Origin of the sequence: Pseudomonas sp. 22515 (assembly GCF_052044625.1) — a bacterium.
In the GTDB taxonomy this organism is placed as follows: domain Bacteria; phylum Pseudomonadota; class Gammaproteobacteria; order Pseudomonadales; family Pseudomonadaceae; genus Aquipseudomonas; species Aquipseudomonas alloputida.
Window position 1 is genome coordinate 125,099 of sequence record NZ_JBQENN010000015.1, and the last position, 22,236, is coordinate 147,334.

At 63.5% G+C, this 22,236-nt stretch carries 23 protein-coding genes; 13 read left to right on the top strand and 10 right to left on the bottom strand.

Annotation, left to right across the window (positions count from 1 at the left end; translation table 11 throughout):
• Window positions 1–228: 228 nt before the first annotated feature.
• On the bottom strand, window positions 229–657 hold the full coding sequence (locus tag ACTJJN_RS15875) for a multidrug/biocide efflux PACE transporter (RefSeq protein ID WP_003247903.1): 429 nt from the start codon (window positions 655–657) through the stop codon (window positions 229–231).
• Window positions 658–749: 92 nt separating this feature from the next.
• On the opposite strand from ACTJJN_RS15875, the gene ACTJJN_RS15880 reads away from it, so the two are divergent.
• The 4 genes from ACTJJN_RS15880 to ACTJJN_RS15895 all read left to right on the top strand — a co-directional run bounded on the left by ACTJJN_RS15880 (window position 750) and on the right by ACTJJN_RS15895 (window position 6,707).
• Complete coding sequence (locus tag ACTJJN_RS15880) at window positions 750–1,604, top strand: LysR family transcriptional regulator (RefSeq protein WP_017148300.1); 855 nt, start codon at window positions 750–752, stop codon at window positions 1,602–1,604.
• A 154-nt stretch (window positions 1,605–1,758) separates the two neighbouring features.
• Window positions 1,759–3,504, top strand: coding sequence for a caprolactamase subunit beta (capB, locus tag ACTJJN_RS15885; protein WP_012052132.1), 1,746 nt, complete (start codon window positions 1,759–1,761; stop codon window positions 3,502–3,504).
• A gap of 13 nt (window positions 3,505–3,517) precedes the next feature.
• Entirely contained in the window at window positions 3,518–5,602 is a 2,085-nt protein-coding gene (gene capA, locus ACTJJN_RS15890; RefSeq protein ID WP_440781410.1) for a caprolactamase subunit alpha, read from the top strand.
• Window positions 5,603–5,750: 148 nt separating this feature from the next.
• Window positions 5,751–6,707 carry a helix-turn-helix domain-containing protein gene (locus ACTJJN_RS15895; RefSeq protein ID WP_012052130.1) on the top strand — a complete coding sequence of 319 codons (957 nt, stop codon included), beginning with the start codon at window positions 5,751–5,753 and terminating at the stop codon, window positions 6,705–6,707.
• Between the two features lie 59 nt (window positions 6,708–6,766).
• Here the strand turns inward: ACTJJN_RS15895 and ACTJJN_RS15900 are convergent, their stop codons facing one another.
• Window positions 6,767–7,660 (bottom strand): DUF2950 domain-containing protein, encoded by an 894-nt coding sequence (locus ACTJJN_RS15900; RefSeq protein WP_088512699.1) that lies wholly within the window; start codon window positions 7,658–7,660, stop codon window positions 6,767–6,769.
• Window positions 7,657–9,123 carry a DUF3300 domain-containing protein gene (locus ACTJJN_RS15905; RefSeq protein ID WP_088512700.1) on the bottom strand — a complete coding sequence of 489 codons (1,467 nt, stop codon included), beginning with the start codon at window positions 9,121–9,123 and terminating at the stop codon, window positions 7,657–7,659. Before ACTJJN_RS15905 ends, ACTJJN_RS15900 begins: the two co-directional genes overlap by 4 nt.
• A gap of 245 nt (window positions 9,124–9,368) precedes the next feature.
• Here ACTJJN_RS15905 and ACTJJN_RS15910 point away from each other — a divergent pair, with 245 nt between their 5' ends.
• Both ACTJJN_RS15910 and ACTJJN_RS15915 read left to right on the top strand, forming a co-directional pair.
• A complete protein-coding gene (locus ACTJJN_RS15910) occupies window positions 9,369–9,620 on the top strand; it encodes a hypothetical protein (protein WP_014753375.1) in 252 nt (83 codons plus the stop codon).
• Window positions 9,621–9,701: 81 nt separating this feature from the next.
• A complete protein-coding gene (locus tag ACTJJN_RS15915; protein ID WP_003247889.1) occupies window positions 9,702–10,421 on the top strand; it encodes a TorF family putative porin in 720 nt (239 codons plus the stop codon).
• Here ACTJJN_RS15915 and ACTJJN_RS15920 read toward each other — a convergent pair.
• Together ACTJJN_RS15920 and ACTJJN_RS15925 are read right to left on the bottom strand one after the other, a co-directional pair.
• Complete coding sequence (locus ACTJJN_RS15920; RefSeq protein WP_088512701.1) at window positions 10,418–11,290, bottom strand: DMT family transporter; 873 nt, start codon at window positions 11,288–11,290, stop codon at window positions 10,418–10,420. The two genes, ACTJJN_RS15915 and ACTJJN_RS15920, sit on opposite strands and share 4 nt — an antisense overlap.
• Window positions 11,291–11,441: 151 nt before the next feature.
• Window positions 11,442–11,864 carry a RidA family protein gene (locus tag ACTJJN_RS15925; protein ID WP_221100441.1) on the bottom strand — a complete coding sequence of 141 codons (423 nt, stop codon included), beginning with the start codon at window positions 11,862–11,864 and terminating at the stop codon, window positions 11,442–11,444.
• 188 nt (window positions 11,865–12,052) lie between these two features.
• On the opposite strand from ACTJJN_RS15925, the gene ACTJJN_RS15930 reads away from it, so the two are divergent.
• Window positions 12,053–12,379: a hypothetical protein gene (locus tag ACTJJN_RS15930; RefSeq protein WP_017148298.1), complete on the top strand. Its 327-nt coding sequence runs from the start codon at window positions 12,053–12,055 to the stop codon at window positions 12,377–12,379.
• A gap of 44 nt (window positions 12,380–12,423) precedes the next feature.
• On the opposite strand, the gene ACTJJN_RS15935 is transcribed toward ACTJJN_RS15930, so the two are convergent.
• Both ACTJJN_RS15935 and ACTJJN_RS15940 read right to left on the bottom strand, forming a co-directional pair.
• On the bottom strand, window positions 12,424–12,636 hold the full coding sequence (locus ACTJJN_RS15935) for a PLDc N-terminal domain-containing protein (protein ID WP_003247877.1): 213 nt from the start codon (window positions 12,634–12,636) through the stop codon (window positions 12,424–12,426).
• A gap of 104 nt (window positions 12,637–12,740) precedes the next feature.
• On the bottom strand, window positions 12,741–13,211 hold the full coding sequence (locus ACTJJN_RS15940) for an FAD/FMN-containing dehydrogenase (RefSeq protein WP_440781412.1): 471 nt from the start codon (window positions 13,209–13,211) through the stop codon (window positions 12,741–12,743).
• Window positions 13,212–13,372: 161 nt separating this feature from the next.
• Between ACTJJN_RS15940 and ACTJJN_RS15945 the strand changes: the two genes are divergently transcribed.
• Window positions 13,373–14,380 (top strand): GlxA family transcriptional regulator, encoded by a 1,008-nt coding sequence (locus ACTJJN_RS15945; protein ID WP_440781413.1) that lies wholly within the window; start codon window positions 13,373–13,375, stop codon window positions 14,378–14,380.
• 38 nt (window positions 14,381–14,418) lie between these two features.
• Here ACTJJN_RS15945 and ACTJJN_RS15950 read toward each other — a convergent pair whose 3' ends face one another.
• A complete protein-coding gene (locus ACTJJN_RS15950) occupies window positions 14,419–15,102 on the bottom strand; it encodes a TetR/AcrR family transcriptional regulator (protein WP_004577026.1) in 684 nt (227 codons plus the stop codon).
• Between the two features lie 148 nt (window positions 15,103–15,250).
• A complete protein-coding gene (locus ACTJJN_RS15955; RefSeq protein ID WP_440781414.1) occupies window positions 15,251–16,135 on the bottom strand; it encodes a hypothetical protein in 885 nt (294 codons plus the stop codon).
• Between the two features lie 259 nt (window positions 16,136–16,394).
• Here ACTJJN_RS15955 and ACTJJN_RS15960 point away from each other — a divergent pair, with 259 nt between their 5' ends.
• The 4 genes from ACTJJN_RS15960 (at window position 16,395) to ACTJJN_RS15975 (ending at window position 20,415) form a co-directional block, all read left to right on the top strand.
• Window positions 16,395–17,375 (top strand): aliphatic sulfonate ABC transporter substrate-binding protein, encoded by a 981-nt coding sequence (locus tag ACTJJN_RS15960; protein WP_004577028.1) that lies wholly within the window; start codon window positions 16,395–16,397, stop codon window positions 17,373–17,375.
• Window positions 17,376–17,391: 16 nt separating this feature from the next.
• Window positions 17,392–18,756, top strand: a complete 1,365-nt coding sequence (locus tag ACTJJN_RS15965; RefSeq protein WP_070095865.1) for an LLM class flavin-dependent oxidoreductase — start codon at window positions 17,392–17,394, stop codon at window positions 18,754–18,756.
• 133 nt (window positions 18,757–18,889) lie between these two features.
• Window positions 18,890–19,726 (top strand): bifunctional allantoicase/(S)-ureidoglycine aminohydrolase, encoded by an 837-nt coding sequence (locus ACTJJN_RS15970; protein WP_003247865.1) that lies wholly within the window; start codon window positions 18,890–18,892, stop codon window positions 19,724–19,726.
• Window positions 19,727–19,815: 89 nt separating this feature from the next.
• Window positions 19,816–20,415, top strand: a complete 600-nt coding sequence (locus ACTJJN_RS15975; RefSeq protein WP_279840848.1) for an START domain-containing protein — start codon at window positions 19,816–19,818, stop codon at window positions 20,413–20,415.
• Window positions 20,416–20,489: 74 nt separating this feature from the next.
• Here ACTJJN_RS15975 and ACTJJN_RS15980 read toward each other — a convergent pair whose 3' ends face one another.
• The gene (locus tag ACTJJN_RS15980; RefSeq protein ID WP_003247861.1) at window positions 20,490–20,912 is read right to left on the bottom strand and encodes an Lrp/AsnC family transcriptional regulator; all 423 of its coding nucleotides are present in this window, start codon (window positions 20,910–20,912) and stop codon (window positions 20,490–20,492) included.
• A gap of 187 nt (window positions 20,913–21,099) precedes the next feature.
• Between ACTJJN_RS15980 and ACTJJN_RS15985 the strand changes: the two genes are divergently transcribed.
• Window positions 21,100–22,152, top strand: a complete 1,053-nt coding sequence (locus ACTJJN_RS15985) for an ornithine cyclodeaminase (protein WP_180689834.1) — start codon at window positions 21,100–21,102, stop codon at window positions 22,150–22,152.
• Window positions 22,153–22,236 lie beyond the last annotated feature (84 nt).

Here is a 22,236-nt window from a genome sequence, read left to right on the forward strand (position 1 = left end):
GCAGGCGACGCGGGGCATGGCACCGGCTGCGCCCCCCCCCCATGTGTCCACCACCGTGGTAGGAGCGGGTTTACCCGCGAATACGGTAGCGGCTGCAACAGTGAACGGCGGGTGGAGATTGGCCAGCAGGCCCGGCCCTTTCGCGGGTAAACCCGCTCCTACGGCGGCCTGCGCCCAACCACCGACCTGTGTCCACCTCCGATCAGTGAACCGCGCCAGGTGGCAGAATCATGCCAGGCGCCGCTGCACCAGCAGGTGCCGGGCTTTGTCGAACGCCCAGTTGTAGACCACGGTGTAGGGCAGGATGATCACGAAGAAGCCCAGCTCCACCATGAACGCCTGCAGCAGCGAAATCTCCAGCATCCAAGCCGCCACCGGCAGGCACCACACCACCAGGCCGGCTTCGAAGCCAAGACCGTGCACGAAACGCGTACTGGCCTTCCAGTTGATGCGTTCGGTTTGCACCCAGCGATCAACCAGTGCGTTGTAGACCATGTTCCACAGCATGGCGATCACCGACAGGGTCACCGCCAGCGCGCCCGCCGTTGCCAACGACTTGCCCATGATCCAGGACAGCAGCGGCGCACACAGCAGTACCGCAAAAACTTCATAGCCAACAGCGTGGACCAGGCGTTCGGTGAAAGACACGTTTTTCATTGCACATTCCATCCATTGCGGGAGTCGTGCTTCCTATTTTCTTTGATAGAACTGATACTCGCGACATAGCTACCATCGGTTTTATCAATACCATGCGTTACTCTCCCGAAGCTCTGGTCGCCTTTACCGAAGCCGCCTCACTCGGTTCGTTTTCTGCGGCGGCGCGCAAGCTGCGTAAAAGCCAGTCCACTGTCAGCATCGCCATCGCCAATTTCGAGGCCGATATCGGCTGCCCGCTGTTTGACCGCAATGGCCGCCACCCCACGCTCAATGAGGCGGGCAGGCAGGTGCTGAGCCATGTCGAAGCAATTCTCGAGGCCAGCGCCCAGCTCGATGCGCTGGCAGTGCGACTGGCGCAAAATGTCGAGGCGCTGGTATCTGTGGTGATGTCGGACAGCTACAGCGTAACGTTCCAGGGGGCGGTGATGACTCGCTTCGCCCAGCACTACCCCCATACCGAGCTACGCTGCGGCCCGGCGGAGGACGCTGATGTAATCGAGATGATCCAGCAGGGCCTGGCCCATGTCGGCATCCTTGCCACACAGCCCGGCTACCCCGCCGACGTGGCCGTGGCGCGCTTGCCGGAGCAGGCAGAGTTCGGCGTGTATGTCGCCAGCGAGCATCCGTTGGCAAGCCTGGCGCAGGTAAAGGCGCAGCATCTGGAGAACGCACGACAGCTGTATATCAAGACCTATGCACCCAGCCTGCACCATGGCCGTGGCCAAGCGTGGTCGGCACCGGATTACCTTACCCTGCTGGAGTTCGCCGTGCGCGGGTTTGGCTGGGCCGAGCTGCCCAGGGCGCTGGTAAAACGGTTTGGCAACGAGCTGGTGGAGTTGCAGATAGCGGGTTACCCCCGACGGGTGGATATGGATGTGGCCTGGTCGAGCCGGCGTGCCTTGGGGCCGGCCGGGCAATGGCTGGTGCGACAGATGTTGGGGCAATAGTTGTGTCGCCTGCCCGAACTTGAAGTGCGCCCAGACACAACAACCGGTACACCCAGCGACAAGCCTTCCCCCCACCCCGCCCCTTAGCCTGTCACCACGCGCCGCCCCGCTGCGGCACGCACCCAAAAAGCACAAGAACAAACGTTGGTGACCTATGCAGACAGTAGATCCGATCACCCTTGCGGTTGTCCGGGGTGCGCTGGAGACAGCGCAACGCGAAATGACCCTGACCCTGGAAAAGACCGGGCGCTCCAGTGTGTTCAACCTGGCACACGACTATTCCAACTCGCTGTTCGACCACTTGCCGGAAATGATCCTGCAGGGCCAGGACATTCCCATCCACCTGGGCTCGCTGATACCGGCCATGAAATGCGTGGCCGAGTTCTTCGGCGACGACATCGCCGAAGGCGACGTGATCTACCACAACGACCCCGCCTACAAGGGCAGCCATATTCTCGACTGCTGCATGTACAAACCGGTGTATTACCAGGGCGAGCTGGTGTTCTGGACCGTTTGCAAGGGCCACCTGACCGACATCGGCGGCCCGGTGCCGGCGGGCTACAACCCCGATGCCAAGGAGATCTATGCCGAGGGCCTGCGCATTCCACCGGTCAAGCTGTGGGAAAAGGGCAAGCGTCGTGAGGACGTGATCAACTTCATGCTCACCAACATGCGCGCCCGCCCTTATCAGGAAGGCGACCTCAATGCCCAGTATGGTGCCTGCAAGGTCGGCGAGCGGCACCTGCTGGAGCTTCTGGACAAGTACGGCGTGGCACAGGTGCGTGCCTGCATCGCCGAACTGAAGAACATGGCCGACCGACACATGCGGGCGCTGTTGCGCGATGTGCCGGATGGTGACTACAGCGGCACCGCCGTGCTCGAAGATGCCGGCCACGGCCTGGGTGAACTGGCCATCACCGCCCATGTGCAGATCCGTGGCGACCAGGCCCATGTGCGCATCGAAAGCCCGCCGCAGGTGCCGTACTTCATCAATTCCTATGAGGGCAACTCGGTATCCGGGGTTTACCTGGGGCTGATGATGTTCGCCCAGGTGGCGCCGCCTTACAACGAAGGCCTGTATCGCTGCGTAACGGTCGATGTCGGCCCCAGGGGTACGCTGTGCAATGCCGAGGAACCCGCGCCTCACGTCAATTGCACCACCACGCCGATGGAAACCCTCGCCGATGCCGTGCGCACGGCACTGGAACAGGCCTCGCCACAGCGGGTAACGGCCTCCTGGGGGCATACCAGCGGCATCAACATTGCCGGCCGCGACCCGCGCAACGGCAATAGCGAGTACGTGACGATGGTGCTGGCCTCGATCATTTCCGGTGCCGGTGCCAACAAGGTGATGGATGGCTGGCACGCCTGCGGCCCGCTGTGCTGCTTCGGGGCGCTGATGAGCGGTGACATCGAGCTGCTCGAACACGCGTATCCGGTGCTGATCCACCGCTACAGCCTGATGGCCGACAGTGGTGGCGCCGGTGAGTTACGCGGGGGTTCGGGCACCCGCCTGGAGATCGAGCCCCTGGACCACGCCATGACCGTGGTCGGCTTCGGCGAGGGCCGCCAGTTGCCCACCGCTGGTGCCGCCGGGGCTCGCAATGCCCTGCTCGAGCCCAAACTGGGCCGGCTGATCCATCGCCATGCCGATGGCCGCGAAGACCACTACACGCAGAACCCCATGCTCACCCTGCAGCCCGGCGAACGCATCATCAACATCAACCCAGGGGGTGGTGGCTACGGCGACCCACTGCGCCGTCGGGTCGCAGCAGTACTGGAGGACGTGCGCAACGGCCTGGTCTCGCCACAAGGCGCAGCCCTGGAATATGGCGTGGTCCTCGATGCCGATGGCCAACTGGACGAAACAGCCACCCGCCTTGCCCGCGCCCCGCGCTAACCGGAGAACACGCATGCGTAACCAATATCGCCTGGGCGTAGACGCCGGCGGCACTTTCACCGATTTCATCCTGGCCGATCGCGACGGCGGCGTGCAGCTGTTCAAGGCCCCCTCCACGCCGCAGGACGGCACCTTGGCCATTCGCGCTGGCCTGGCACAGATTGCTGACGCCACCGGGCGTAGCCCGGCCGAACTGATCGCCAACTGTGACCTGTGCATCAACGGCACCACCGTGGCCCTCAACGCGCTCATCGAGCGCACCGGGGTCAAGGTGGGCCTGCTGTGCACCGAGGGACACGAGGACAGCCTGGAAATCCGCCTGGGCCACAAGGAAGAGGGCCACCGCTACGACGCCCACTACCCGCCGGCACACATGCTTGCCCCACGCCATCTGCGCCGGCCGATCGGTGGCCGAATCCTTGGCGATGGCCGTGAGCACAGCCCGCTGGACGAAGCCGCCATCCATGCCGCCATCGACTACTTCCGTGCAGAAGGCGTGCAGGCCGTGGCCATTTCCTTCCTATGGTCGGTGCGCAACCCCAGCCACGAACAACGGGCCGCCGAACTGGTACGGGCTGCCCTGCCCGAGGTGTTCGTCTGCACCGGCTGCGAGGTGTTCCCGCAGATTCGCGAATACACCCGCACCTCCACCACCGTGGTCAATGCCTACCTCAGCCCGGTAATGGCACGTTACGTGGCGCGCATCGACAGCCTGTTCCAGGCACTTGGCGCACAGCAGCCGGTACGCTACTTCCAGTCCAACGGCGGGTTGGCGCCCGGGCACCTGATGCGTGAGCGCGCCGTCAACGCGATCAACTCTGGTCCGGCCTCAGCGCCACAAGCCGGGCTGGCAGTAGCCAAGCCGTTCGGTATCGACAACGTCATTACCGTGGACATGGGCGGCACCTCGTTCGACATCACCCTGACCAACGCCGGACGCACCAACTTCAGCAAGGACGTGGACTTCCTGCGCCAGCGCATCGGCGTGCCGATGATCCAGGTGGAGACCCTGGGTGCCGGCGGTGGCTCCATCGCCCACCTGGACGAGTTTGGCATGCTCCAGGTCGGACCGCGCAGCGCCGGCGCCATGCCTGGGCCGGTGTGCTACGGCAAGGGTGGCCACGAACCCACGGTCACCGACGCCAACCTGGCTCTTGGCTACCTGCCCGACGGCGCACTGCTGGGCGGCAGTATCCGCCTGAACCGCCAGGCCGCGCTGGACGCCATCCGGAGCACGATCGCCGAACCGCTGGGCATCAGTGTGGAACGCGCGGCATTCGGCATCACCACCCTGGTCAACCTGAACATGGTCAACGGCATCCGCCGCGTATCGATCGAGCGCGGTCACGACCCGCGTGACTTCGCCCTGATCGGCGCAGGCGGTGCGGCGGGCATGCACGTGGTGCGCCTGGCCGAAGAAATTGGCATGCACACCGTGCTGATCCCCAAAGTGGCCTCGGGCTTGTGTGCGTTCGGCCAGATCCTGTCCGACGTGCGCTACGACCAGCTCACCAGCCTGTCGATGCGCCTGGACGCCGGGCACGTCGACCTGGCGCAACTCAACCAGACCCTCACCGAACTGCGTGAGCAAGGCCTGGCCAACCTGCGCGAAGACGGTTTTGGCGACCAGGCCAGCAGCTGTCACTACACCCTGGAGATGCGCTACCTGGGGCAAATTCATGAGTGCAGTGTGGACCTGCAGCAGCACAGCCTGGACGAGGCAGGGCTGGCCGCGCTGGTCAGCCGCTTCCACAGCCGCCACCAGACCCTGTACTCGTACAGCGAACCCGACAGCCCGGTGGAGCTGGTGAACCTGGAGTGCTCGGTGATCGGCCACCTGCCACGCCCGCCGCAACCCGAGCTGCAGGGGCCGGCCGAGCCCCCCGCCCCCACCGCGCAATCCGTCCGCCCGATGCTGTTCAGTGCCGACGGTGAATGGCAGCCCACACCGGTGTTCAACGGTAACCACCTGTTGCCAGGGCAAACCGTGCATGGCCCCTGTGTGATCGAGGAAGACACCACCAACATTGTCCTGCCACCCGGCTGGCAGGCTCGCCTGGAGCCTTCGGCCACCTACCGAGTGACACGCGGGGGTTGATCTTGCGGTCGGCGCGCGCCGATCATGGGCCTGACAACCGCCCGGCAGTTTTGCGCTGCCGGGCGGTTTTTACAATAACAAGAGCTGCTTGAGTAGCTTGCCTGCAGTTCCTTTTTTCAATGCTGCCCTCTTTGAAAAAGGACCCACCATGCCCACAGAACTCTCGACCCACGGCTGGCCACAGCCTGAACGCCAGGCACGCTGGGCCGAAGCCATCAGTGACACCTATTTCCCATTGAGCCTTGAATTTGCTGCCGGACAGCCATTCGATGGCCACCTGCAGCGCTGGAGTACGCCGAGCACGCCGCTCAGCCTGTCGCGCCTGCGGTCCAGCCAGCTGGGTTACTCGCGCAGCAACGCGCATATCGGCCAGGACCATGAAGCGTTCTACCTGGTGACCGTGCCGCATGGCAGCGAGGTGCACTTCGAACAGGACGGCCACCCGATCAGTTGCAGCCCGGGCGGTTTCATCGTCGAGCGCGGCGATGCACCCTACCGCTTCCACTACGGCACGCAGAACGACTTGTGGGTGCTCAAGCTGCCCGAGCGTGCGCTCAAAGCCAACCTGCTGGGGCACAAGCGCTATACCCGGCATTGCTTCGACGCCCGTCAGGGCCTGGGGCGCATCTTCGTCGAGCAACTCGACCTGTGTGCCCGCCATTTCGACACCAGCCCCCCGGCAGCCCGGCATCTACTGCTGGAACAGGCCTCCGCCACCCTGCTGCTGGCCTTGCAACAGGATGAGCGCGTGCTGGGCAGCGAAGGCAGCAACCTCAGCACCCTGCACCTGACGCGGGTCGAGCAGTACGTGCAGCAAAACCTGGGTGACCCCGAGCTGTCGCCACAAACCATCGCCAACGCCTGCGGGCTGTCGCTGCGTTATCTGCACAAGTTGTTCGCGATCACGCCCTACACCCTTGGCGAGTGGGTACGCCGTCAACGCCTGGAGGCCGTGCACCGGCAACTGCTTGACCCGCATTGCCACCTGGCGATCGGCGAACTGGCATTTCGCTGGGGCTTTGCCGATCAGGCGCAGTTCACCCGGGCGTTCCGCCAGCAGTATGGGTGCACGGCGAGCGAGGTGCGGGCTACGCGTGCGCACTGATCACAACAACGGAAAATGGCCCGCTTCCACAGGGGCACGGTCGCGTTGGCTTGGCGGGCTCAATCCCCCTCCACCACATCCACCACTTTCCAGCTGTCGTCCGGGTCGAAGCGTTTCATCTCCTTCGCCAGCCTGTCGCCATGCGGCCCGAGGTCTTTCTCGAACACTTGGCCGTCATGGCTGATCATGAAGCTCATCACCCCGGTGTCGTCGTACTTGGCCGGCCAGGCGACCATGGCGAAGCCACGGCTCATCTGGTTGCCGATCAGGTAGCTGTAGGCACCGCCCGGGGCGGATGGGCCCTGTGCATCCAGGATGCGGAAGTGGTAGCCATACCAGGCGTCACCGACCACATCCTGGCCGAACAGCGGGCCCAACGGGCTGACGTCACCGTCGCCATCGTCATCCCAATACAGCCCGTCATGCTTGCCCGGCTCGCTGAAAATCTTCTGTGCGTACTCCAGCGCACCATCTCCGTTGTGGTCCTGGGTGGCGTAGTCCATTTGCGCATCGTGATAGGCCAACAGCGACTGCAGAACACCCAGCTCGTTGCGCCCGATGCGACGGGCGCGAATTTCGGCACTGCCCGCCTTGAGGTCGAAACGCCAGCCCTGGCGGGTTCTGGTCAGCGGTATGGGCAAGGTCCAATGACCGGTGCCCACCGCCAGGATGGCCTTGCCCTCGCCTGACATGTCGATGCTGTGCTGTGCGCGATACTGCTCGAGAAAGGTATCCACATCGCTGCGTTGCACACCACCGCGCGGTATATAGGTGCGCCAGTCATCGCCCAGCAACTGGGCCAGGCGGGCTTCATCAGGTTTTTCCTGGCCCAGCGCCGCGACAAAGGCTTCCACGGCCTTCTCCGGCGTTGGGAAGGCTTGCTGGGCGGCGGCCATGAACGACCAGGCCAAACCTGCCGTCAGCAGCAATGCAGCCAGTGTTGGGCGCTTCATCGACGGCCTCCTGCGCCGCGACGCGCGGGCGCACTGGGCCGGGAGATCGGGTGCCCGGCGGCACGAGACGCACCGGGCCGCTGAGCGAACGACTGGCTGGTACGGCCGCGGTTGGCCTGCACGCTGGTGCGCGACGGCGAGCGCACACCGTCGAAGGCATTGTTGCGGGCACGGCCTGCCGTATTGGCAGGACGGCTCTGCGCCGGCTGCCGCACCTGGCCGTCGCCCTGCCGGCGTTGATTGGCCAGGTTGCCGTTCTGCTGGCGGCCTTGATCAGTGCGGGTTTCCTGCCGACGGTCAGTCGCCCGCGCGCCATCATCACGGGACGGCATGCGGTTGCCGTCAGGATTGCCTGCCTTGGCCTCGCGCATTTGCTCGCGGGCCTGACGGTTACTGGTAGCCGGCCGTTCGATACCTGCGCGGTCCATCGATGCCCTGGCTTTGTCTCGGGCCTGGGCCCGTTGGGCGTCGTCGCCGCGGAACGCGGTGCGCTGAGTGGCACCGTCCAGCTGGCGGCCGTACTGCTGACGGCTGCGAGAATCGCGGTATGGCACCCCGTCGCGGTTGGCGGCATTGTGCTGCCATTTGTTCTGGTTGTTGGTGATGCGGTTGTTGACGTTGAGGTTGTTGTAGCGGTTGACGTCAATGTCGATGTCATTGTTGTCCCAGTCGCAATCGCCCCACAACGAGGCGACGATCGCCACGCCGGTACCGAAGGCCAGGCCGGCCACCAGCGCGGAACCGGGGTAGTACATGGGCGGCGGCGGGTAATACACCGGCGGCGAGGCCGGGTAGGCCCACGTACCATAGGTGGTGGTCGGGTTATAGCTGGGCACATACACCACTTGCGGGTCGGCCGGCGCGATGACGATGGTGGTGGGCGGGCTGCTGGCCGCTGCCCCTTGGGTGCTACTGCCGCTTGCGGCTGGCGCCGGTGCAGGTGCGGTCTGCACGGTGACGTGCTGGTACTGGCTGCTCTGCAGATTGCCGGCGGCCTGCGCCTGGTGGCGCAAACGCTGCACGCTGCCCATGACATCATCGGGCTGGGCGAGAAAAGCATCGCCCAGGCGCTGCACCCACACCGGGTCCTGGCCAAGCGTTGCCAGCACCTGCGGGAAGGCCACCAGTGCCTGTACGCTAGGGTCCCAGGGCTGCTTGGCCACTTGTCTGACTGCATCGTCACCGGTGGCCTTGGGGTTGGCCTTGGACCAGGTCACGGCTTCATTGACCTGCCCCGGGTAGGTTGACGCCATCAGCACCTGAGCCAGCAACTGATCAGGGTACAAGGCAATGGGGGCCAGCATCTGGTCCAGTTGTTCCTGGGAGAACACCGGGTCCTTGGCTACGGGCGTGGCAGCGGAAGGCGCCGGATCCGGCGCGGGCACGTCTGCGGCCAGCACCAGGCCCGGGGCAGCGCTCAGGCAAAGCAGTGCCGACAGGACAGCAAACAATGGCATGCGCATCGCTTATCCCCATGAGGTCAGACCGCGTGGGTTAAGGGTAGCAATGGCAGTGCTTTTGACCAGACGAGGGGGCGCAAACTTTTCGCGCTCCAAAGGCGGGATGGTTGATGCGTTTGAGTCTATAGGTGCGCTGCGCCGGAATCGTCGATAGTCACTATCGAGCAGGGCAATTTCTACCGAACGCTGTGGCCGCATAACCTAGCGCCATCCCCACGCTGCCGCCTAGACTGCCCTGGAGCTAACCGATGAATACCTTGGCCCGCCAGCTGTCCGCCACCCTTGCCGTTTTTGCCATCGCCGTGATCAGCGGCTGTGCCAGCCACCCTGAACTGCGCCCGTACACCGCCGAGGAAACCCGCCAGTTGCAACTGGAAGCCTTACAGCGCCGCGGCCTGTCACTGGACAATTACGAGCAGCAACGGCGGGTGATCCTGCGTGCCGGTAACCTGCCTGTCGTGACCGAGGCCGCCGACGCTGAACGTTCTACCAAAGGCTGAACGGGCTAACCGGCGGTTCCCTCCCTCCACTTGCGCAGGTATCCTCTACCGCTCAACCGCAAGCCTTCCAGGACGGAGACCATGATCAGGCCCCTTCTGTTGCTGAGTGCTGCGCTGCTTTTAAGCCCCGCGTCGCAAGCCCAGCAGATGAAACGCCAACTGGGCGATTTCGACTTCACACTCGGCACCACCCCCTCACGCAGCATGGCGCAAGGGCTTATCTCACCCAGCGCCGTTGGCGCATTCCATGGCGGGCTCGACCTCAGCCACCCCAATGGCTGGTACCTGGGCCAGTACGCCCCAAGCATGGGCGTCACCCCTGACTCGACCCTGCGCCTGGACAGCTACCTGGGCTACAAGCACCATTTCGACAGCAGCCTGGGCTACGAGGTAGGGCTGATCCATTACAGTCAGCCCAATATCGCAGGCCCCGACAGCTACGCCCTGTATGGGGGGATTTCGGTGCTGGGCAGCCGCTTCGGCGGGGCGCTGCGCGACAACCCCGACAACCGCACGGGCACGCTGTTCGCCGACTTCGGCCATCTGCCGATGTTCGACGTTGACTTCACCGTCAAGCTCGCCCACCACCGCCTGGGCACGCCGTTCACCATTGGCGATGGCAGCCAGGTGAATACCTTTTCCGATTGGTCGCTGGAGCTGTCGCGGCCCTGGCTGGGCATCGACCTGAACCTGATCTACAGCAACTCCAGCCTGAGTGGCGCGAGCTGCGATGCCTATTCGGGCATCAATACCTATTGCGACAGCGTGGTCACGCTCAAGGCCCAGCGCAGCTTTTTTTAACGGCGCGGCGCCAGCGCCAGGGCAATACCGCCCAACACCACCACACAGGCGATCAACAAACGCAACGACACCGACTCGCCGATCAGGGCAACCCCGCCCAGTGCGGCAATCACCGGCACGCTGAGCTGCAGGGTCGCCGCCTGTTGCGCACTGATCTGCCTGACCACGCCATACCAAACGGCATAGCCTGCGCCAGAAGCCAGCACACCGGAACCCAAGGCATACAACAAGCCAAGTGGCGTGAGGTGCGGGCCGGCACCCAGCAACAGCATCGGTAGCAGCAGCACCAGGCACGGCAAGCTGCGGGCAAAATTGCCGGCAGTGTCGGCCAGCGGCCTGGGCGAGCCTTTGCCCAGTAGCGTATATACCCCCCAGGCCACACCGGACAGGGCCATCAGCAAGGCACTGGCCAACGGCGGCGCCGAGACGCCAGGCAACAGCAGCACCAGCAGGCCGGCAAAGGCGATCAGCATGCCCAGCAGCATGCGTACCGTGATGTGTTCGCCCCTGTACCACGCGAAGCCGAACATAGTGATCTGCACGGCACCGAACAGCAACAACGCCCCCACCCCTGCCCCCAGTTGCAGGTACGCCGCAGAAAACAGGAACGCGTACAGGAACAGGGCCAAGCCGCCCCACCAACTGCCGCCCATGGTGTGCACCGGGCTGCGCAGGCGAATCAGCAACAGCAGAAACAGCGCGCCACTGGCCAGGCGGACCATGGTGAAGGACACCGGGTCGATCGCCCCGTCCTTCAGCGCCAGCCGGCAGAACACCGAGTTGGCGGCAAACGCCACCAGACTGAAAAGGGCAGGCCAAAGCCAGGCGCTGGGCTTGCGGTCGGTAAGCGTGGTCGTGCCTGAACTCATGGTGTGGCCACCTCTGAGTGGGATTGTTGTTATAGCGGCATTTAGTCAGGACCGGCACCGATATACAAGGAAGAATCCACCGTGGAGGATGGCACCGGCTACGCCGGTGTTCGCGGGTAAACCCGCGCCTACGGGCGACCGCGCCGGCTTTTCAGGATTTGAGCAAGACGGCGGCTACTGCTTCGATCTCCACCAGCATGCCGTCCAGCGCCAGCCGGGGCACCGGTATCAGCGTGCAGGTCGGTTTCATGTGCGCCCCCCAGGCCCTGTCGGCCTCTGTCACCCATTGGTGCAGGCGCGCTTCGGAGTGCTCGACAATCAGCAGGGTCAGCTTGAACACCTGGCCCAGGCTGGCACCTTTCGACGCCAGGGCCCGTTCCAGGTTGGCCAGCGCCTGCCGGGCCTGTTCGGCGAACACGGGTGACAACTGGCCCTGGCTATCCTCCCCACCCTGACCGGCGATGAACAGCAGACGGCTGTCAGCGCGCACTTCGGCGACATGGGAGTAGGCGTTGCCACTGGGGTCGTAGAGGCCTTCGGGGTTGCTTAGCTGGAATGCGTTTGATGGGGTCACGACAAGCCCTCGCTCGGTTGGAAGAGCGTCGGAGTATCGGACCTTAAGTTAACTCGAGGTCAAGCCTGAAGTAGGACATTTCGTACAAGGCATCGTCATGTTGGAACCAAGCGTGTGTTTGCGCAGCGGCTGTCAGGCCTTAGATTGCAAAGCCCGGCATGGAGGCCTTTAACCAAGAAGGAAAACCAATGAGCAAATTTGATTTTCAGCTGGCCTATACCATCAAACCGCACAACCCTGCGTACGATGAAACCGATGCGGCACAGGCACGTCTGTACCTGCGGGAAAAGCTCGGCCTGGACACCGTCGAGCACATTGAAACCACGCTGCTTGGCATGATCACGCTCAATGGCACCACCCTCGCGGAGCGCAAGCGGGAAGCTGAAAAGCTGGTCCGTGATTACATCCATGACGCGCTCAAGGAACTGCGCGTACTGTCTACCGTGAAGTTCTACGGCTGCCTGATGGTGGACGGGCTGGGTCCTGCCATGCGTTTCGACATCCTGCCCAAATGACCCTCGACGGCCTCAGGCGCCCCCGCGCCCGAGGCCGCAAACCGTCACTTTTCCTGCAACACCGCCCTGCCCTTCACCGCCCGCGGCCCGCGCCAGGCCCAGAACAGCAAACCGGGGAAGGGTGCGTAGACCACGAAAACGATCCACAGCATCTTGCGCTCGGCGCGCCGTTCACTGCCGATGATGTGCCAGATGGCCCAGATCTCCAGCAGGATGACCAAGGCTGCGATGATGATCCAGATCGTACCGATTTCCATGAGCGCTCTCCCAATGGCATGTATTGGGTTGGGTTGCTGCAAACGCTGAGGGTTCAGATTGATTTGACTCACCGCGCCCTCTTTGCAGGCGCGGCGATAGGGCCTCATTGCCGTGGTGCATTCTCCAGTGCAGCCTTCAACGCCGCTGCATCGGTGAACGCCCGCTGGCTGACCAGCACGCCCTGCTGCAGTTGCAACCACTGCACCTGGCCCTCCTGCCCGGGGTAACGGCTGGCCACTCGCCCATCACGGTCGAGCAGCACCCGGTAGCTGTAATCGCGCATGGCCGGGACAGCGAAGAGTTTGCTGATCAGCGCAGGCATGCGCTGAATGTCGGCCACGAATACAGCCGCGCGTGCTTCCAGGTAGCCCTTGGGCTGCTCGGCCAGTGCCGCCTTGACCAGCTTGGCACCGTCCATATCGCGCGCCACCAGCAGTATCTGCGTGTCGGCAGCAAGGCTGTAGGCCTGGTCGTACTGGTCGAGCAGTGTGAACGGGGCAAGCTTGTCGCCCTGCTCCAGGGCGTTGGCCAGCAACGGCAACAGACTGAGCAACACTACAACGGCATATCTCATCAGGGGCATCCTCAATGGCGGAACGTCAGCATAGCGGGAAAGCACCAGGACAGGCTGGTTTGCCTGAACACGACCTGTAATACGACACAGCCACCGGGGAGATTGTCTTTCCTCCGGGCACCGTCCACACTCTGCGGGCCAGCCAGGAAGCGGAGTTCAGAGTGCCCACGCCACGCCAGTTCAGCCAAAAGACCAGCACCAGCAACATGCTACGGCTCAAAACAAGCGGCGCCAATGCCCAGGCGCCCTATCGGGTCGACTTTATCCTGCTCGAACACTTCTCAATGGCCAGTTTCACGGTGGCCATGGACGTACTGGTCACGGCCAACCTGCTACGTGCCGACAGCTTCCAGTTCACCCCGCTGTCGCTGGACGGCGACCGGGTGCTCAGCGACCTGGGACTGGAACTGGTAGCCACCGAGCTGTCCGCTGCGGCGCTGAAGGAGCTGGACCTGTTGGTGGTCTGTGGCGGCTTGCGCACACCACTCAAGTACCCGGAACTCGATCGCCTGCTGGACGATTGCGCGGCCCACGGCATGGCCTTGGGCGGCTTGTGGAACGGCGCCTGGTTCCTTGGCCGTGCCGGGGTGCTGGACGACTACGGTTGCAGCATCCACCCCGAGCAACGTGCCAGCCTGTCGGAGCGCAGCCCGCAAACCCGCATCACCCCGGCCAGCTTTACCCTCGACCGTGACCGCCTCAGCGCCGCCAGCCCCAATGGCGCCATGGAGCTGATGCTGGGCCTGGTACGCCGGCTGTATGGTGATGGCCTGGCCGAAGGCGTCGAGGAAATCCTGTCATTCTCCGGTGCGCGCTACCGCCAGGTGGGTCCTGGGGCGAAGAAGTCCATGAGCCTGCACCTGCGCACCATTGTCGAGCTGATGGAGAACAACCTCGAGGAAACCCTCAGCCTCGACCAGCTGGCCGCCTACAGCGGGCGCTCGCGGCGGCAGATCGACCGCCTGTTCCAGGCCCAGCTGGGCACGTCGCCCCGGCGCTATTACATGGAGCTGCGCATCACCAAGAGCCGCCGGCTGCTGCAGTATTCCGACCTGTCGGTAATGGAAGTGGCAGTGGCCTGCGGGTTTGTCTCGGTGTCGCACTTCAGCAAGTGCTATGCGGCGTATTTCGGCTACCCGCCGTCGCGCGAGCAACGGCTGGGCGAGTGACCGAGGCCCTTTGAGCCAGCCCAGGCGCTCGAGCAATCTCAGGTACGAGGCTCGAGCTGGATATACCGCAACACCGCATCACAGATCATGGCTTTGTGGCGCAGCTTTATTTGCTCATCAGACAGGTCGATCTGGAAGATCTCGCCAAAGGTATGGCGGTTCGACACCCGGTAGAAGCAGAACGAGCTCATCAGCATGTGCAGGTCGATGACCTCGATGCCGGCGCGGAACACGCCTTCCTGAACGCCACGGCGCAGGGTGTTGCCCAGGGCCTCCAGCACCAGGCTGCTCATTTCGCGAATGGCCGGCGACTGCTTGACGTACTCGCCATAGTGGATGTTTTCGGTGCAGATGATGCGCACGAAATCGACGTTGCGGTCATGGTGATCGAAGGTGAACTCCACCAGCCGGCGGATCGCCTGCTCAGCCGGTAACGACTCCAGGTCCAGGCTCTGTTCGGTCTTGCGGATATCCCCGTACAACTTCACCAGGCACTCGCAATACAGCTGCTCCTTGCTGCCGAAGTAGTAGTAGATCATGCGCTTGGAAGTGGCGGTGCGTTCGGCGATGGCGTCGACGCGGGCGCCGGCCAGCCCTTGCTGAACGAACTCGTTGATGGCGGCCTGGAGGATGTCCTCGCGTGTTTTCTCAGGGTTGTTCTTGCGCGTTTTGCGCACCCCTTCGGTTTCAGGCTGGCCGAGGCCGACTACGGAATCACTCATACCCACTCACAGGCTGTTTATTGGAATGCCGGGATTATCCGTTAGCGCGGCCATGCAGGGAAGCACGCTGTTGGTCGGGTAGCCATGATGCCTTGGGCTCAAGCAGCGCGGTCAGCCTGCGGGCACTGATCATCAGCCAGGCGCACAGTCAGTTACGCTGGGCAGTCGCGGGCGCCGGCGCGGGCGTCAGGCGCAGCACGCGGTTACGCCCACCTTCAGCGAGCAGATAACCCCCGATACCATCGGCGATGATCGCCTGCGGAGCCTTGAGGAAAGTCAGCACCGTTTGCTGGCTGCCATCGGCATCGATGCGCAGCAGGCGCGCACGGTGTGTGTTGTCCTCGCTGATCCATAGGCCACGTTGATCACAATACAAGAATGTAGGGTTACGCAGACCATCGACCACCACCGGGTCGCTGCCATCGTCGGACAGGGAGCGGACCCTGCCATTGGCCTTTTCGGTGTACAGCAAGCGGCCATCGCTGCAGCGGGTCAGGCCTTCGGTTTCGGTCAGGCCGGACCGGAGTACCTCCAGCTGCCCGCTGCTCCAGTCATAGCGCATCAGGCGACCATTGCCCTTGCGGTCTTCGATGGCATAAAGATAGTTGCCTTCGTTCCAGAGGCCTTGCACGCTCTCGCCGTCGAACAGCCGGGTGACCTGGCCATCGCGGGACAGGCTGACAGGTGCCAGGCCACCTTCCTGGCTGAACACCCAGCCGCCCTGCGCCGGGACCATACCGTCGGGCTTGGACAGGTTATCGACCAGCACGACGCGCTCGCCGGTAGCCGTGATCTTGAGGATGCTGCCCCGCCCGTCATCCAGTTCACGGCTGACCAGCAGGCTGCCATCCGCCTGCGGTAACAACGAGGCGGCTTTGGTTACGTCGCGATGCAACACCTCAATATCCCAGCCGGTAGCGGCCTGGACCGGGTAGAAACTCTGCCACGCGAAGAAGCCCAAGGTGGCCGCGAGCAGCCCGGAGGTGGCAGTCAAGGCGATGCGGGCGCTGCGCTTGCGCAGGATGTGCGGCATGAAGGGGCTCCTCGGAATCGTTGCGGATCCTAGCAAGCGAATGTGAAAAAAATGTCGAAAGCTGCACAAACGGGTGCTGCAGGACCCGCCGATCTCAGCCCATGGCGCCTCCAACAACGATAGGCACCCCGCTACTAAAAACAAAAGGATATAAAAATAACTAAACAATCTAACGAACTGGAATATATAAATTGAAAGCCAAACGCCACCTCCTTAGTCTGGGCAGATCGCCTCTCACCCGATTCAAGGAGCAATGCCCATGCCCAAACATGCCTTCTCCCCACTACGCCGTCTGCTGATCGGCGGTTTACTGGCCAGCGTCGCCAGCGCCCTGCTGCCCTGGTCCGAAGCCATTGCCGACGACGCCAGGACACTGCGCATCGGCTACCAGAAATTCAACAGCATCAACATCCTCAAAGGCAGCGGCGCCCTGGAGAAGGCCCTGGCACCGCAAGGTGTGAAGGTCAGCTGGCATGAGTTCGCCGCCGGCCCCCAGCTACTGGAGGCACTGAGCACCGGCGCCATCGACCTCGGCCACGCAGCCGATGCCCCCTCGGTGTTCGCCCAGGCCGCAGGCAAGCCTGTGGTCTACCTGGCCGCCGAACAACCCTACCCACGCGGCATTGGCCTGGTCGTGCGCGAGCAGGACCACCTGGCCAGTGTGCAGGACCTGAAAGGCAAGCGTGTGGCCACCGGCCGCGGCTGGAATGCCCAATACCTGCTGGCCGTAGCCCTGCAGCAGGCTGGCCTCAGTTACAAGGACATTACCCCCGCTTACGTCAACAATGCCGCCGATGCCGTGGCCGCCCTGCAATCGGGCAGTGTGCAGGCCGTGACCCTGTGGGACCCGTTCCTCGCCGCCGCAGAAAGCCAGCCAGGGTTGAAAAACCTACGCGACGGCAGCGGCCTGTCCAACAACCGCACCTTCTACCTGTCCACAGCCCGCTATGCCGACGAGCACCGTGCACTGCTGAAAACCTTCTTTGCCGAGCTGGGCAAGGTCAGCCAGTGGGCCAACGCCAAGCCTGCCGAAGTTGCCGCGCTGCTGGCACCGCAGCTGGGGATCAGCACCCAGGTGCTGGAAGTGGCCAGCGAACGGCGCAACTACAACGCCGTCGCTATCACCCCGCAGATCGTTGCCGAACAACAGAAGCTGGCGGACACCTTCCAGGGCCTGGGCCTGATTCCACGCAAGCTACAGGTGGCCGAAGCGGTCTACCCGGCTTCCGTGTTGCCTTGAACGGAGCGCGCTGACCATGCCTCGCCCGATCCGCTTCAACGCCTTCAGCATGAACGCTGCCAGCCACCAGTCCCCTGGGCTGTGGCGCCATCCGCGCAACACCAGTGTGGCGTTCAACCGCCTGAGTTACTGGACCGACCTGGCCCGCCTGCTCGAGCGCGGCCTGTTCGACGCCCTGTTCATCGCCGATGTGCTGGGTATCTACGACGTCTATCAAGGCAGCCCGCAAGCCGCCCTGCGCGGTGGCGTGCAGGTGCCGGTCAATGATCCGCTGCTGCTGGTGCCGGCGATGGCCGGGGTGACCGAGCACTTGGGTTTTGGTGTCACCTTTTCGCTGACCTACGAACACCCCTACCCCTTCGCCCGGCGCATGTCCACGCTCGACCACCTGAGCAATGGCCGGGTCGGCTGGAACATCGTCACCGGGTATCTGGACAGCGCTGCGCGCAACCTCGGCCTGGCGCGTCAACTGGGCCACGACCAACGCTACGACCTGGCCGAGGAATACCTGCAGGTGCTGTACAAGCTGTGGGAGAAAAGCTGGGACGACGACGCCGTGCTGCTGGAGCGTGAAAGCGGGCGCTATATCGAACCCTCGCGGGTACACCCGATCAACCATGTGGGCGAGCACTTCCAGGTGCCCGGCATGCACCTGTGCCAGCCGTCGCCGCAACGCACCCCGGTGTTGTTCCAGGCCGGTGCGTCGGCACGCGGCCAGCAGTTTGCCGCACGGCATGCCGAATGCGTGTTCATCAGCGGGCCAACGCCGACGGTGTTGCGCCGCTACGCCGACGGCATCCGCCAGGCCTGCGAAGCGGCCGGGCGTGGCCGTGACGAAGTGCTGATCTACGCCCAGGCGCTGTTGATCGTCGCCCCCACGCGGGAAGAGGCCGAGGCCCGCTTTAACGACTATCGCCGCTATGTCGACCTGGACGCTGCCCTGGCGCTGCTGTCAGGCTGGACCGGCATCGACTTCGCCGGCCTCGACCCCGATGCACCGATCGAGTACGTCGAGAACGATGCTGGCCGTGCCGCCCTGGCAGCCTTTACCGCCGCCGACCCCACTCGCCGCTGGACCGTACGCGAAGCCGCCGAGTTCGTTGGCCTGGGCGGTCGCGGCCCCGTGCTGATCGGCGCTGCCAGCGAGGTGGCCGACCAGCTGGAAACCTGGCTGGACCATACCGGCATCGACGGTTTCAACCTGACCTACGCCGTGCAACCGGACGACCTGGCCAATGTGGTCGACCTGCTGGTGCCCGAGCTGCAACGGCGCGGCCGCTACCCGCTGAGCTACACCGAGGGCCCCCTGCGCCACAAGCTGTTCGGCCGCGGCGGCCAGCTGCCCGAACGGCACGTTGGGCGTCAGGTCAGCATTCAGTGATCAAATACCGGGTATTCCAACATTTAATTTGTGGATGGCACGCACTCGACCCTATTCTGTGGCCACATCCCCTGCGCCGCACCGGCCGGTGCGGTTCAAGGCATGGGGAGAGAACAACAAGTCGAGATCGTCCATGTCGAACCATTCGTACTTCGCCCCCCACGGTGGGCACCCGGCTCAAACCGAGCTGCTGACTGACCGTGCCATGTTCACCGAAGCCTATGCCGTCATCCCTAAAGGCGTGATGCGTGACATCGTCACCAGCCACCTGCCCTTTTGGGACAAGATGCGCATGTGGGTCATCGCCCGCCCGCTGACCGGTTTTGCCGAAACGTTCTCCCAGTACATCGTCGAACTGGCCCCGGAAGGCGGCAGCGAGCGCCCTGAGCTGGACGCCGATGCGGAAGCCGTGGTGTTCATCGTCGAAGGCGAACTGGACATCACCGTCGAAGGCAAACACCACACCCTGGTACCTGGCGGCTACGCCTTCCTGGCCCCGGGCGCCGAGTGGAGCCTGCGTAACAACAGCAAGTCCAACGTCACCTTCCACTGGCTGCGCAAGCACTACCAGAAGGTTGAAGGCCTGGACGTGCCGGAATCCTTCGTCACCCACCGCGACAACGCCACCGTCATCGAGATGCCGGGCACCGAAGGCCGCTGGAAAACCACCCGCTTTGTCGACATGGCCGACATGCGCCACGACATGCACGTGAACATCGTCACCTTCCAGCCGGGCGGTGTAATTCCGTTCGCAGAAACCCACGTGATGGAACACGGCCTGTACGTGCTGGAAGGCAAGGCAGTGTACCGTCTGAACCAGGACTGGGTCGAAGTGGAAGCCGGCGACTTCATGTGGCTGCGCGCCTTCTGCCCGCAAGCCTGCTACGCCGGCGGCCCAGGCAACTTCAGCTACCTGCTGTACAAGGACGTGAACCGTCACGTACACCTGACGCTGAACCCTAAGCGCTAAGCCCAGGCTGATGCCCGCAAGCCCGCCAACCTGGCGGGCTTTCTGTTTGCCGCGCATACTGAAATACCCACCCCTGCAGGGTACCGGCCATGAACCGCTGCCTGCTGCTCGCGGCCTTGCTGCTGTGCGCCTCGGCCCTGGCCGCCGATGACTGGCACCTGGCCTACGACCGCGAAGGCATTCGCGTGTACCTGAAAGATGCAGGCGACTCGCCCTACCAGCAGTTTCGTGGTGTCAGCACCATGAAAGCCAGCCTGCGCACGCTCACTGACCTGCAGGATAACCTGCGGGTGGCCTGCAAGTGGCTGTACGCCTGTGACCAGATGCGGCTGCTGGATGTGGAGGGTGACAACACCTGGGTGTACCTGACCACCCAGCTGCCTTGGCCGGCGAGGCCACGGGACATCGTGCTGAAAGTGACCAGCGAACGCCTGGTCGACGGTACCCTGGTGCGCCACCTGAGCGCCGATCCCGACAGGATCCCCAGGGTTGACGGCCTGATCCGGGTAGAGCACCTGAGTGGTGTGTGGCAGATGAAACCGCTGGGTGACCGGGTGACCGAGGTGACCTACCAGTTGCAGGCCGCCCCTGCCGGGGATGTGCCGGGGTGGTTGGCCAACCGGTTTGTGGTGGATACGCCGGTGGTGACGTTGCGTACGTTGCGAGCGGTGGCTGAGCGCCAACCTTGAAGTGCCGCCAGGCCGCAGACCGACTGCAGCAGGGCCAGCAGCTTTTTATGCAATACCCCTCTCTGGCTCAGCGGTCACATCTTGTAGGTCGACAGCAGGATGCTGGTCTCGGTGTTCTCGATATGCGGGATCGAGCGGATGGTGTTCAGCGCCCGGTCGAACGCTTCGAGGGTGTCGGCGCGCAGCTCTGCCATCAGGTCCCAGCGGCCATTGGTGGTGTGGATGGCCACAACATTGGGATGCCCGCGCAGCGCGTGCTTGACCTCTGCGGCATGGTGGCCACTGATGCCGATGCTGGTGATTGCCCGCACCCCCTGGTCCAGCGCATCGGAGCGCAAACGTACCGTGTAACCGATGATCACACCCTGCTCTTCAAGCCGGGTAATGCGGTTATGCACCGTTGCCCTGGCCACCTTCAGCTTTTTTGCCAGGGTCAGCACAGGGGTACGTGCATTGTCCCGCAACAGTGCAATCAGTTCCCGATCGATCGTGTCCATAAGCCTGCCAAATAATCAGATTGCTACGTTGGGTTGGCAGATTGTCCAGAAGCCTGACAAAACTGACAACCTGTATGCTTCTGATTGGCGCAACCTGTCATCACAATGTTCATGCGGCTTCACTTCGATAATCTCAAGCGCTTAACCCGCACTGCTGGGCAAGCGCACAATAACAAGGTGCAAGAGCATGACGTATTTCATTGATGTTCCAACCATGTCGGACCTGGTGCATGACATTGGCGTAGCGCCGTTTATTGGCGAGCTTGCCGCTGCCCTGCGGGACGATTTCAAACGCTGGCAGGCGTTTGACAAGTCCGCGCGCGTTGCCAGCCACTCGGAAGTGGGCGTGATCGAACTGATGCCGGTCGCCGACAAAAGCCGCTATGCCTTCAAATACGTCAACGGCCACCCGGCCAACACTGCACGCAACCTGCATACGGTGATGGCCTTCGGTGTACTGGCCGATGTCGACTCCGGTTACCCGGTGCTGCTGTCCGAACTGACCATCGCCACCGCCCTGCGCACCGCAGCGACTTCGCTGATGGCAGCCCAGGCACTGGCCCGCCCGAACGCGCGCAAGATGGCGCTGATCGGCAACGGCGCGCAAAGCGAATTCCAGGCCCTGGCCTTCCACAAGCACCTGGGCATCGAAGAAATCGTCGCCTACGACACCGACCCGCTGGCCACCGCCAAGCTAATCGCCAACCTCAAGGAATACAGCGGCTTGACCATCCGCCGAGCCAGCTCGGTAGCCGAGGCAGTGAAAGGCGTGGACATCATCACCACGGTGACGGCCGACAAGGCCTACGCCACCATCATTACCCCCGACATGCTGGAGCCCGGTATGCACCTGAACGCCGTGGGCGGTGACTGCCCAGGCAAAACCGAGCTGCACGCCGATGTGCTGCGCAACGCGCGGGTGTTCGTCGAGTACGAACCACAAACCCGTATCGAAGGTGAGATCCAGCAGCTGCCGGCGGACTTTCCGGTGGTCGACCTGTGGCGCGTGCTCTGCGGAGAAACTGAGGGCCGACAAAGCGACAGCCAGGTCACTGTGTTCGATTCGGTGGGCTTCGCCCTCGAAGACTACACCGTACTACGGTACGTACTACAGCAAGCCGAAAAGCGCGGAATGGGTGCCAAGATCGACCTGGTGCCGTGGGTTGAGGACGACCCGAAAGACCTGTTCAGCCACACCCGAGGCCGCGCTGGCAAAAGCCGCATCCGACGGGTTGCCTGACATTGAACCGGTTTAGTCGAACGTGTGGGAGCAACTGTCTTGCTCAATTTCTAAAAGCTGGGGATCCCTGTGGGAGCGGCCTTG